This window comes from Bacillus sp. 522_BSPC, assembly GCF_001076885.1.
In the GTDB taxonomy this organism is placed as follows: domain Bacteria; phylum Bacillota; class Bacilli; order Bacillales; family Cytobacillaceae; genus Niallia; species Niallia hominis.
Window position 1 is genome coordinate 1 of sequence record NZ_JVDT01000283.1, and the last position, 11,786, is coordinate 11,786.

At 33.6% G+C, this 11,786-nt stretch carries 11 protein-coding genes; 5 read left to right on the forward strand and 6 right to left on the reverse strand.

Annotation, left to right across the window (positions count from 1 at the left end; genetic code table 11):
- The 4 genes from ADJ83_RS23490 to pflB all read right to left on the reverse strand — a co-directional run.
- Positions 1-586, reverse strand: a 586-nt coding sequence (locus tag ADJ83_RS23490; protein WP_048717144.1) for an IS3 family transposase, incomplete at its 3' end; no start/stop codon positions are given.
- Positions 587-594: 8 nt separating this feature from the next.
- Positions 595-915, reverse strand: a complete 321-nt coding sequence (locus tag ADJ83_RS23495) for a transposase (protein ID WP_016200952.1) — start codon at positions 913-915, stop codon at positions 595-597.
- Between the two features lie 135 nt (positions 916-1,050).
- On the reverse strand, positions 1,051-1,782 hold the full coding sequence (pflA, locus tag ADJ83_RS23500; RefSeq protein ID WP_031536561.1) for a pyruvate formate-lyase-activating protein: 732 nt from the start codon (positions 1,780-1,782) through the stop codon (positions 1,051-1,053).
- 97 nt (positions 1,783-1,879) lie between these two features.
- Positions 1,880-4,123 (reverse strand): formate C-acetyltransferase, encoded by a 2,244-nt coding sequence (gene pflB / locus ADJ83_RS23505; RefSeq protein ID WP_031536560.1) that lies wholly within the window; start codon positions 4,121-4,123, stop codon positions 1,880-1,882.
- A 485-nt stretch (positions 4,124-4,608) separates the two neighbouring features.
- Here pflB and ADJ83_RS23510 point away from each other — a divergent pair, with 485 nt between their 5' ends.
- The gene (locus ADJ83_RS23510) at positions 4,609-5,562 is read left to right on the forward strand and encodes a lysylphosphatidylglycerol synthase domain-containing protein (protein ID WP_031536559.1); all 954 of its coding nucleotides are present in this window, start codon (positions 4,609-4,611) and stop codon (positions 5,560-5,562) included.
- Between the two features lie 148 nt (positions 5,563-5,710).
- Positions 5,711-6,862: a D-alanyl-D-alanine carboxypeptidase family protein gene (locus ADJ83_RS23515; protein WP_031536558.1), complete on the forward strand. Its 1,152-nt coding sequence runs from the start codon at positions 5,711-5,713 to the stop codon at positions 6,860-6,862.
- A 211-nt stretch (positions 6,863-7,073) separates the two neighbouring features.
- Here ADJ83_RS23515 and ADJ83_RS23520 read toward each other — a convergent pair whose 3' ends face one another.
- Positions 7,074-8,693 (reverse strand): ABC-F family ATP-binding cassette domain-containing protein, encoded by a 1,620-nt coding sequence (locus ADJ83_RS23520; protein WP_031536557.1) that lies wholly within the window; start codon positions 8,691-8,693, stop codon positions 7,074-7,076.
- A 460-nt stretch (positions 8,694-9,153) separates the two neighbouring features.
- On the opposite strand from ADJ83_RS23520, the gene ADJ83_RS26635 reads away from it, so the two are divergent.
- Both ADJ83_RS26635 and ADJ83_RS23525 read left to right on the forward strand, forming a co-directional pair.
- On the forward strand, positions 9,154-9,288 hold the full coding sequence (locus ADJ83_RS26635) for a hypothetical protein (protein ID WP_268817967.1): 135 nt from the start codon (positions 9,154-9,156) through the stop codon (positions 9,286-9,288).
- 172 nt (positions 9,289-9,460) lie between these two features.
- Entirely contained in the window at positions 9,461-10,288 is an 828-nt protein-coding gene (locus tag ADJ83_RS23525) for a formate/nitrite transporter family protein (RefSeq protein ID WP_031536556.1), read from the forward strand.
- Between the two features lie 61 nt (positions 10,289-10,349).
- On the opposite strand, the gene ADJ83_RS23530 is transcribed toward ADJ83_RS23525, so the two are convergent.
- On the reverse strand, positions 10,350-11,078 hold the full coding sequence (locus ADJ83_RS23530; RefSeq protein WP_031536555.1) for a ZIP family metal transporter: 729 nt from the start codon (positions 11,076-11,078) through the stop codon (positions 10,350-10,352).
- A 273-nt stretch (positions 11,079-11,351) separates the two neighbouring features.
- On the opposite strand from ADJ83_RS23530, the gene ADJ83_RS23535 reads away from it, so the two are divergent.
- Entirely contained in the window at positions 11,352-11,636 is a 285-nt protein-coding gene (locus ADJ83_RS23535) for a hypothetical protein (RefSeq protein WP_031536554.1), read from the forward strand.
- The last annotated feature ends 150 nt before the right edge of the window (positions 11,637-11,786 follow it).

Consider the following 11,786-nt stretch of genomic DNA (forward strand, 5'->3'; position numbering starts at 1 on the left):
GAAAAGTATACGATGTATACACACTCCCCTGATCGGAGTGTATAATAACTCCTTCTGGCTGATTGCGTTTATCCAAAGCATCCTGCAGTGTATCAATTACTAATGTCGTTTGTTGATGATTATAAATCTTATAAGCTACGATTTCATTATTATACAAATCCATAATCGTAGACAGATATAATGTTTCGCTGCCATACTGGATATACGTAATGTCCGTTACCCACTTCTCATTTGGTTTACTTGCACTAAAATCACGATTAAGAATATTAGGTACAATGACTTCACTTTCTCCCTGCGATTTCCACTTGCGTTTTGGTTTCACCTTACACTGCAAATGATGCTTCTGCATAATGTTTTGAACTGTGTTCCTATTAAGATGAATATGATGTTCTCGCTTTAGAATAGCTCTAATTTTCCTATGACCATTTCTATATTTAGTAGCCTTACAGATTTCAATAATTAACTCTTCATGTTCATTCCGATATTCACCAAACCCTTTAGTCCAACGATAATAGCTAGCACGTGGAATCCCTAAAACTTTTAAAATGGAAGTAACGGTATATTTTTCACGAAATTGTTCAACCAATTGTACTACTAGCCCTTTATCGACTCCTTTCTCATCGCCATATACTTTTTTAGAATTTCATTCTCCATTTTTAGGTGAGTTAGTTGATTACTTATTCGCTCGTCCTTACTTAAAGAATCGGGCCCATGCCCAAATGTATATTGTTTACCAATTGGCTGATCAAACCGATACATTTCTCCATTTTTGTACCATCTCATCCAAGTTTCAATTTGAGTTTTATTTTTGATTTTGTATTTGTTCATAATTTCCCGTGTTGTTAATTTTCCTTCAAGCTTATCTCTTACTACCGCCCATTTAATCTCTTTTGTATATACAGTTTTTTTGCCCACGCAAAAACACCTCCGAATAATGTCACAATACTTATCTCAAGTATTGCCATTTTGGAGGTGTTTTATATTGTCTCACTATTTTAGGTTAGTCCAGTTTCATGCTGTGAAACCATGCCTCTTTTATTTAAGCTTTATCTACATGCTTCTATTCAGAATAGTAGTAGCGAACTCAACAGATTCTTGGGTAGGTGGTTCAATTCCTTGTAGAGGATATTCTAGTCCTAGTGTTTCCCATTTATAGACACCTAATTTGTGGTAAGGAAGAATATCGATTTTTTCTACGTTTTCTAATGTGGCAATAAAATCACTTAATCTTGTTAGGTCTTCTTCCGTATCATTAATCGTTGGTACTAATACATGTCTTACCCAGATAGGTATTTTTTTGTTTGATAAATATTTAGCGAAATCTAATATATGATCATTGCCCATTCCTGTTAGTTTAATATGTTTTCTACGGTCGATATGTTTTAAATCGAGTAAAACTAAATCGGTATATTTCATTAATTCGTCTAACTGTTCTTGAAATAAGGGAGCTTTAGAATAGCAACCGCCAGAAGAGTCAATGGTTGTGTGAATACCGAGTTTTTTACATTCTTTAAATATCTCGATTAAAAATGGAATTTGTAGTAATGGCTCCCCGCCACTTACAGTAATACCTCCACCAGAAGGTTCGATAAAAGGAAGGTATGTTTTTAAATCATTCATAATGTCCATAACTGACATTTGTTTCCCAGTACCAATTTCCCAAGTGTCTGCGTTATGACAAAATTGGCAGCGAAGTAAGCAGCCTTGTGTAAACACAACATAGCGAATACCAGGACCATCTACCGTTCCAAATGTTTCAATTGAATGTATATTGCCGTTCATGATTAATTCCTCCTTATAATAGACCCACGGAATTTCGAAGTAATACTGTAAGAGGTAGGGAAGAGGGATTAAGAATAATCCCTCGACCAAACTTACATTACATAGATTCGTGGAAAGTACGACTAATAACGTCTTGTTGTTGCTCACGTGTTAATTTAATAAAGTTTACTGCATATCCAGATACACGGATAGTTAATTGTGGATACAATTCTGGGTGTTCCATAGCATCTAATAATGTTTCTCTGTTAAATACGTTAACATTTAAGTGGTGACCCGCTTTTGTTGCATAGCCATCAAGGATAGATACTAAGTTATTTACACGGATATCATCTTCTTTACCTAATGCTTTCGGCACAATAGAGAATGTGTTTGAAATTCCGTCTAATGAGTAATCGTAAGGTAATTTAGCTACAGAAGATAGAGAAGCTAAAGTTCCTTTTGTATCACGTCCATGCATTGGGTTAGCTCCTGGAGCAAATGGTTCACCTGCACGTCGTCCATCTGGAGTATTACCAGTTTTCTTACCATACACAACGTTTGAAGTGATTGTTAAGATAGACATAGTATGCATAGAATTACGATATGTTTGATGTTTACGTAATTTTTTCATAAAGCTTTCAACAATACCAACCGCAATGCTATCAACCGCATCATCATTGTTTCCGTATTTAGGGAAATCGCCTTCTGTTTCAAAATCAACAGCAAGACCATTTTCGTCTCTGATAACTTTTACTTTCGCATATTTAATTGCACTTAATGAGTCTGCTACAACGCTTAATCCTGCAATACCTGTAGCCATTGTACGAAGGATTTCTGTGTCGTGAAGAGCCATTTCTATTCTTTCATAGCTGTATTTGTCATGCATATAATGGATAACGTTTAATGTGTTAATATATAGTCCAGCTAACCATTCCATCATATTATCGAATTTTTCACTTACTTCTTTGTAGTCTAGATATTCAGAAGTTATTGGCGCAAATTTAGGACCAACTTGGATTTTAAATTTCTCGTCTTTACCACCATTGATTGCATATAATAAACATTTCGCAAGGTTAGCACGTGCACCGAAGAACTGCATTTGCTTACCGATTGCCATTGCGGAAACACAGCACGCAATACCGTAATCATCTCCCCATTGAGGTTTCATGATATCATCGTTCTCATATTGGATAGCGCTCGTTTGAATAGACATTTGAGAACAGAATTTTTTAAAGTTTTCAGGTAACTGAGTGGACCAAAGAACTGTTAAGTTTGGCTCTGGAGCAGGTCCTAGATTGTCTAATGTATGAAGGAAGCGGAATGAGTTCTTTGTTACTAAAGGTCTTCCGTCATTAGCCATACCACCAATAGATTCTGTTACCCATGTTGGGTCACCACTAAATAATTCGTTATAGTCAGGAGTACGAGCAAATTTTACAAGACGAAGCTTCATAATAAAGTGATCGACAATTTCTTGAGCTTCTTTTTCTGTTAAGGTGCCATTCTCCAAATCTCTTTCTACATAAATATCTAAGAATGTAGATACACGTCCTAAGCTCATTGCTGCACCGTTTTGTTCTTTAATTGCAGCAAGGTAGCCAAGATATACCCATTGGAAAGCTTCTTGAGCATTTGCTGCTGGTTTTGATAAATCAAATCCGTAGCTTGCTCCCAATTCTTTTAATTCGTTTAATGCACGAATTTGTTCAGAAAGTTCTTCTCTTAATCGGATAGTTTCTTCTGTCATAACGGAGCTTGTAGCTTTTTTATCTTTTTGTTTTTCGTTGATTAAGAAGTCTACTCCGTATAGTGCAACACGGCGATAGTCACCAATAATTCTTCCGCGGCCATAAGCATCTGGAAGACCAGTAATGATTGCAGCTTTTCTTGCTAATCTCATTTCATCAGTATAGGCATCAAATACTCCAGCATTGTGAGTTTTGCGGTGTTCGGTAAAGAATTTTTCTAATTCTTCGTCTGCTTTATAGCCATAAGATTCACAAGCTTGAACTGCCATTCTAATACCACCGTTTGGTTGGAAAGAACGTTTGAAAGGCTCATCTGTCTGAACACCAACAACTTTTTCCTTTGCTTTATCTAAGTAACCAGGACCGTGAGAAGTAATCGTTGATACGATATCAGTATCTAAATCGTAAACACCGCCTCTTTCTCTTTCTAATTTACTTAATTCCATTACTTGTTCCCATAATTGTGTAGTTTCTAATGTTGGACCAGATAAGAATGTAGAATCTCCGAAATACGGCTTAAAGTTTTTTAAGATGAAGTCACGAACATTTACTTCTTTTTGCCAAGAACCTTTTTTAAAGCCTTCCCAATAATTAGTTGTTTCTACTTTTTCCATTATAATCACCTCATGATTTAATAAAAATATATAACAGAAAGCTTTTTTCTTTCTGTTTTAACTATAACAGATTTTATGTGATAACTATCACAATAAATGTGTACATCTTGCGAATATTCTGTGGCATAAATGTGAACATCAATAATATCAAGGGATTAAGACGAAAAAGCAAAGATGGTTAAGGAGGGGTTGTAAAAAAAATCGAAAACAACTGTTATATAATTTTTTGGTTATTTTATCAAACTGTTATACAATAGTGTGAAGGTGTATAAAATTTATACAGTAAAAATTGGAGAAGAGGAGAAGTTTTCCTTTTAATAGAATAGTGATTTACATTTTGACCATACTATTGATAAGAAATAAACGATTGATAGAAAGAAAGTAGTTTTAAAAATTTCCTTTTCTTTACTAATATTTTTAATATATGATTAATCCTAGGTCAGAATGGATAGAATTATTCAAACATCATGTAAGAGGTGGTAAATATGTCAAACGGTATGAAAAAAATCTGGATTAATATGGCTAAGATACTCTTACCAATTGTCCTATTTATCATCGTTGTGCGAGAAATAAAGAATATGATTGTTTCAACAGATATACACCTTATATATGGATACTTGCAGATAATCCCTATTCAGAGCTTGTTTTATATTGTGATAGGGGGGTTCATGGCAACCTTACCAATGTTTTTTTACGATTTTTATCTTGCAAAGCATTTAAAGAAGGATATTCCCTTTGTAGAATTAGGGAAATATTCTTTTATAAGCAATTCAATTTCTAACTTAGTTGGTTTTGGTGGACTAATAGGTATCGCTTTACGAAACTTTTTTTACAAGCAATATGAAACAGATCGTAAGAAATTATTAAAAGGGATTGCTGTTGTAACTTTATTTTATTTAACAGGGATTAGTATTTTGGCATGGATTGCTATCTTATATAGTAAAAGATTAAATTTAATAGATGAACATATTTGGATATTTGCTAGCATTATTGTTGTAGGCTTAATATTTCCTGTTTTGGTCGTTAGTTATCAGAAGGTAAAATTACATAACTTTGTTTTTGAAAGAGAACAAATCCTTGGTTTAATATGTGTGTCGCTCATGGAATGGATTTTCTTGTTTTCCTATTTATTTTTAATTGCAAAACTAATTGCGCTTCCTGTCTCTGTCGGGGATTTCTTCTTGTTATTTTTAGTTGCTGCCTGTACAGGCATTATCAGTATGATTCCAGGGGGAATGGGCTCTTTTGAATTAATATTTTTATGGGGGATTGAATCATTAGGTGTAGAGTCAGAACAGATGCTAATTGTCCTATTTTTGTATCGTGTCGGCTATTATCTCCTACCATTTTTAATGGCAGTATTCCTTCTCTTAATGGAAGTCAGTAAAAAGATCAAGAAAAATGCAACAGCTATTCTAAGGGGCTTAACAAGTGAGTAGTACCCTTTACGTATAGATCAATATTTATTGTTTAAAATACAAAAGGATTTCAACTTTGTGACAAAATGATAGATGTTCTTTATTATTTAAATTTATTTGGTACAATAGTCATGGTATTTAAACACAGAAAAATAATAGGTGGGGGAAAATGAGAGAAACAATCATCACGATCTGTTTCGTATTACTACTAGTATGTCTTCCTACAATAAGTCAAGCAAAAGAAAATGGGGAACCAGAACTAGTAAGCGAGGCGGCATTCTTATTAGATAGTGATACGGGAGCAGTATTATATGAAAAGAATGGATATAAGAGAATGTATCCTGCGAGTTTAACCAAAATAGCAACAGCAATTTATGCAATAGAAAAAGGTAATATGGATGATGTCATTACAGTTAGTGACAACGCATATTCAACAGAAGGGACAAGAGTTTATTTAGAAAAAGGGGAACAAGTAACATTAAGACATTTGCTTGATGGAATGTTAATTAATTCTGGAAATGACGCAGCAGTAGCTATTGCAGAATATCTTGATGGTTCAATTAGTAATTTTGAAAAGAATATAAATCAGTTTTTAAAAGAAGAAGTAAATGTTCATTCCACAAACTTCAAAAATCCCAATGGTCTTTTTCATAAAGAGCATTATACAACGGCTAACGATTTAGCATTAATTACGCAATATGCAATGCGAAATGAAACGTTTAGAGAGATATTTGGAACAAATGAATTAAAGTGGGATGGATTATCTTGGGACACGACCTTAGTTAGTCATCATCAAATGGTAAATGGGTCTAGACCATATGATAAGGTTACTGGTGGAAAAACCGGATTTGTTAATGAGTCGAAACAAACATTGGCAACAACAGCAGATAATGGAGAGCTACAACTAGTAGCTATTGTATTAAAAGGGAATTATAAGCGGGATGTATATAATGATACGGAGGATTTATTTGATTTTGGTTTTAATCAATATACACATAAAGTGATTCCTGCTGGAAAATCTTTTTTTGTAAATGGGACAACTTATGAAACAACGAAAGAGGAGAAAATTACAGTTGCTCGGACAAATGGGGAAGAAGAAGTATCCTCAAGTGGTGTATTAATGATTGAAAATGACAAAGGCGATATTCTACAATCGATACAATTAGCAAAAGTGTTGCCAGCAGAGGAAACATTTAAAGAAGATATTCCTGAAGAAGCTGTAAGAGAAGAGAAGAAATCTTCATTTCCCGGAATCGTCTTTATTATTCCGTTAGCGTTATTCTTTCTTTTTTATATGAAGAGAAGAGCAATTAGACGGTAACCTCGATAGGCAGAATAAACTAAATAGCAAATATAATATGTAATCGCTCGTATCCTATTCGGCGCTTCGAGTGTCTATATCACCTGAGTATTTATATAAAGTAGATAACCAGTATGGGAAACAAGGGCATTTGTAAATAGCTAAATTAGAGAAGAGCATTTCACATTCTTTTAGAGGATAAGAAAAAAACCGGGAATCCCGGTTTTTTTTATTACTTATACATAGCAGCTATATTTTTTTGTAAATCGGCATCTTCTAAATACTCATCATAATTCATTTGCTTATCAACAAGTCCACTAGGCGTAATTTCCAAAATACGATTAGCGATTGTAGATACAAATTGGTGGTCATGAGAAGTGAAGATCAACGAACCTTTAAAATTAATTAAACCATTATTTAAAGCTGTGATAGATTCTAAATCTAAGTGGTTTGTGGGCTCATCTAAAAGAAGTACATTTGCTCCACTTAGCATCATTTTAGATAACATACAACGAACTTTTTCTCCACCTGATAAAACACTAGGCTTTTTCAACACTTCTTCACCTGAAAATAGCATACGACCTAAAAATCCTCTTAAGAAGCTTTCTGTTTGGTCATTTGGAGAATATTGACGTAGCCAATCCACGAGTGTAGCATCATCATTGCTAAAGTACTCTGAGTTTTCAGCAGGGAAATAGCTTTGAGAAGTGGTAACCCCCCATTTATAAGTGCCGCTATCTGGCTCCAATTCGCCTGCTAAAATACGGAAAAGAGTGGTTTTAGCAATTTCATTTGGACCAACAAGCGCAATTTTATCATCTTTATTCATAATAAAGCTTACATTATCAAGTACTTTTACTCCATCAATTGTTTTTGATAAGTTTTCAACTCTTAATAAGTCATTGCCGATTTCACGCTCTGGTGTAAAGGCGACATATGGATATTTTCTAGAAGATGGCTTAATGTCATCTAACGAAATTTTATCAAGTAATTTCTTTCTAGAAGTTGCCTGTTTTGATTTAGAAGCATTTGCACTAAAACGAGCAATAAAGTTTTGAAGCTCTTTGATTTTTTCTTCTTTCTTTTTGTTTGCATCATTTGCCATTCTAGCTGCTAATTGACTAGATTCATACCAGAAATCATAGTTACCAACATAAATTTGAATTCTGCTGAAATCTAAATCGGCAATATGGGTACAAACTTTGTTTAAGAAATGTCTGTCATGGGACACAACAATTACCGTATTTTCAAAGTTAATTAAAAATTCTTCTAACCACTTAATCGCATTTATATCAAGATGGTTAGTAGGCTCATCTAGTAGAAGAACATCTGGTTCACCGAAAAGAGCTTGTGCAAGTAAGACCTTCACTTTATCGGAACCGTTTAATTCAGCCATTGTCTTAGAATGAAGTTCTTCTCCAATTCCTAGACCTTTTAAAAGAATGGCAGCCTCAGATTCGGCTTCCCAACCATTAAGTTCTGCGAATTCTCCTTCTAGCTCAGCTGCTTTCATACCATCTTCATCTGTGAAATTTTCTTTCATATAAATAGCATCTTTTTCCTGCATAACTTCATACAATCTTGCATGACCCATAATTACTACTTTAAGCACTTCATGTTCTTCGTATTCAAAGTGGTTCTGCTTTAAAACAGCAAGTCTTTCACCAGGACCTAAAGAAACATTTCCAGATTGTGCTTCTAGCTCACCAGAAAGAATTTTTAGGAAAGTGGACTTTCCAGCACCATTTGCTCCAATTAATCCATAGCAATTTCCTGGTGTAAATTTAATATTAACATCTTCAAATAATTTACGATCACCATATCGAAGACCTACATTCGTAACTGTTATCATTTAAAATCCTCCAAACTACAATATCCTTCAAATTATATCATTTTTAGAATAGAAGCGCGAATTATTTTCATAAGCTTACATATCAAATTGTTCTTTCGTTCTATTCTATCTATTTAAATAACAGTAGGGAATAATATATTCTTAGAGGAAGTGCGTCTAATTGCAATTGGTTTTAGAGTTTCCAGGTTCGGTATAGGAATTTCTTATATAAAAATATGTAATATGTCTGATGGAAAAAAGGAAACATGTTTATCATAATAGGTGGATAGGGTAAAAAATAATCAAAAAATAAAGGGTTTTCTTTCCAAGGATAGAATGTATAATATAGAACGTATTATCTTGGTTAAGAAATTTTTAAAATAACAAGAATAATGTCTAAATTTATTTATGATTTGTTCATAATTTCTTCATAAATTTCTAGTACACTAAAACTATTATAAGAAGTAAAGGAGTAGTTACTATGGCTAAAAAACAGCTAGTTGAATTGGTAAATAAAATGAAAAAATCCGGTATCAAAATTAGCTTTACAAAGCCAAGATCTCAGTTTTCTGTAGCCATTCAACAGAACAATAAATTAACAACCACGACACACTAATCAAGATAACTTATGCTGTGTAAGTGGATGTGGTCAAAAAGTACATATCATATTGAAAGTATTGGGTGTGCCTTTTTGGAATAAATGAATTGTTAAGAAATGTTCATATTTTCACAATGTAATTCATTTTCCCTTTTGTATAATTATTATATACAGAAAGGAAGGTTTTACAATGGATATACACCCTATCGATAAAGCGATCAACTATGCGATGAAAAAGAAAGAAACAATTGATGATTCCTTTTTCCGTTATTTTGTAAAAGCAATTTTAGCAGGAATATATATCGGATTTGCTTTAATGCTATGTTATCGTTTAGCACAACCCTTTTTTGATGTTCATTCACCTGCAACATACATGATGACTAGTTTATTTTTTGGTATGGCTCTTGTACTTATTTCCTATGGTGGAGGTGAATTATTTACTGGCAACACCATGGCTTTTGCAATGAGCACCTTGTCTGGAGCAACAAGTTGGAAGGATACCATTTATAATTGGGTTACTACGTATTTTGGTAATTTAGTTGGCGCGCTATTTTTTGCTTTATTAATCTATTATTCTGGATTATTTAGCTTAGCTCCCAAAACAACTTGGCTTATGGATGTAGCCAATTCAAAAATGAGTGCTACAACACTAGAATTGTTTATTAGAGGAATCCTTTGTAACTGGTTAGTTTGTTTAGCTATTTGGATACCAATGAATATTAAAGGAGATGTCGGGAAAATAATTGCAACATTATTAATTGTATTTTCCTTTATGATTTCAGGTTATGAGCATAGTGTTGCAAATATGGCTCTTTTCGCCATTTCTCTAATTGTTCCTCATCCAGAAACAATTACCGTTGCAAATGCATTGCACAATCTCATCCCAGTTACGATTGGTAATATTGTTGGAGGGGCATTCTTTGTAGGTGCACTAAACTTATATATTTTTCCTAAGAAAAAAGGAAAAGCAAAAGATCCTGCTTTACATGTAACTACATCAAGATCTATTGCAAAGTAATACTAATTATATTTACCTCTAGTAAAACTGCCGAAAAACATAGCATGTTTTTCGGCAGCCGCTATCCAATATGACTCATGCTTAATGAAAAAATTAATCCTACACATGCAACAAATCCTACGGTAGGTCCTCCTTGCTCAAATGCTTCTGGCAACATAGTTGAGCAAACCATCGCAATTAATCCACCAGCCCCAAATGACTGAATGCTTGAAAGCATAGTAGGGGAAGCATTTTCTAAAAATAAATACCCAACTGAGCTACTAATAGCAGAAATGACAATCACACTACTCCAAAGCATTAATATTTTTTTATGTGAATATTGATCTTTTTTTAATCCTACTGTGGAAGATAAAGATTCTGGAAAGTTACTGATGAAAATTGCTATTAAAAATAGGAGATCCACTTTTTGTGTATATAACAAGCTAAGACCGATAATCATGGATTCTGGAATAGCATCCATTAAAGTACCGACAAAAATCGCTAAACCTGAATGTCCCTCTGGATTTTTATGTGATCGTTTTCGATTAGATCCGCCTTTTCGATAAAGGAAAATTTCAATAATGGTAAATAAACATGCTCCTGCTAAAAAAGCGATAGCAGTAGTAAACATACCACTTTTATTTACAGCTTCAATTAAAAGTTCAAAAGAAGAGGCACCTATTAAAATACCTGTTCCTAAAGCCATAAAATAGGCAATAATTCTTTTTGGAATGGAAAGAAATAATCCTATGACAGAACCTGCAAGCAATGAAGAGCTAGCAATTGCCCCCCACATGGCTGCTTCTAACATATTAAAAACTCCTTTTTACTTTACTTATTTTTCATTCTGCTACTTAAGAAATTATTTTTAAATTATTTGCGTTTTTTTTTGGAATATGTAAGCTTTTCTTTTCATACATAACCTTTTTTAGTAACAAATATGCAATTAATAAGTAGAATATTTTCATTTAATATGTTTATTAAAGATTTTGCTGAAATATCCGCACCTTCTACAAGATAGTTGTCCATACTTTTTTTAGACTTGTACATAGGATATTAGAGATTAACGTTGGAGGTGTGATAGATGTCTGGTAATAATTTTTATCATCAATGTTCTAGAGGTGTAGGAAGATGTGTTCGTATCCGTACTCATAGTGGAGAGATTCATACTGGAGTAATTGAAAGAGTTACACCAAATAAAGTCTATATTAGACCAATTGGAGGAAACAGAAGAAATTATGGTGGATTTGGATATGGGTATAGACGTGGTTATAGACCTGGCTGGGGTTGGGGCTGGGGCTGGGGAGCAGCAGCTGTAGGAGTTTCTTTAGGATTAATCGCTGCACTGGCTTTTATTCCTTTCTTTTAATCAAATTAAACAAGCAGAAAGAGGCTGTGACAAAAGCATTTCAACTAATAATAAACACGAACTTTTGTATAGTTAATATACATAAAAGTTCGTGTTTTTCAGTTTGAAAAAAGTTTAAAAACGAAGTGAAATGGAGCGGAGGACGCTCGA

Bases quoted from the DNA above. Each gene is read 5' to 3' on its own strand.
- pflA (WP_031536561.1), bottom strand. From the start codon at position 1,782: ATGAACGGCAATATACATTCAATTGAAACATTTGGAACGGTAGATGGT.
- pflB (WP_031536560.1), bottom strand. From the start codon at position 4,123: ATGGAAAAAGTAGAAACAACTAATTATTGGGAAGGCTTTAAAAAAGGT.
- ADJ83_RS23510 (WP_031536559.1), top strand. From the start codon at position 4,609: ATGTCAAACGGTATGAAAAAAATCTGGATTAATATGGCTAAGATACTC.
- ADJ83_RS23515 (WP_031536558.1), top strand. From the start codon at position 5,711: ATGAGAGAAACAATCATCACGATCTGTTTCGTATTACTACTAGTATGT.
- ADJ83_RS23520 (WP_031536557.1), bottom strand. From the start codon at position 8,693: ATGATAACAGTTACGAATGTAGGTCTTCGATATGGTGATCGTAAATTA.
- ADJ83_RS26635 (WP_268817967.1), top strand. From the start codon at position 9,154: ATGGCTAAAAAACAGCTAGTTGAATTGGTAAATAAAATGAAAAAATCC.
- ADJ83_RS23525 (WP_031536556.1), top strand. From the start codon at position 9,461: ATGGATATACACCCTATCGATAAAGCGATCAACTATGCGATGAAAAAG.
- ADJ83_RS23530 (WP_031536555.1), bottom strand. From the start codon at position 11,078: ATGTTAGAAGCAGCCATGTGGGGGGCAATTGCTAGCTCTTCATTGCTT.
- ADJ83_RS23535 (WP_031536554.1), top strand. From the start codon at position 11,352: ATGTCTGGTAATAATTTTTATCATCAATGTTCTAGAGGTGTAGGAAGA.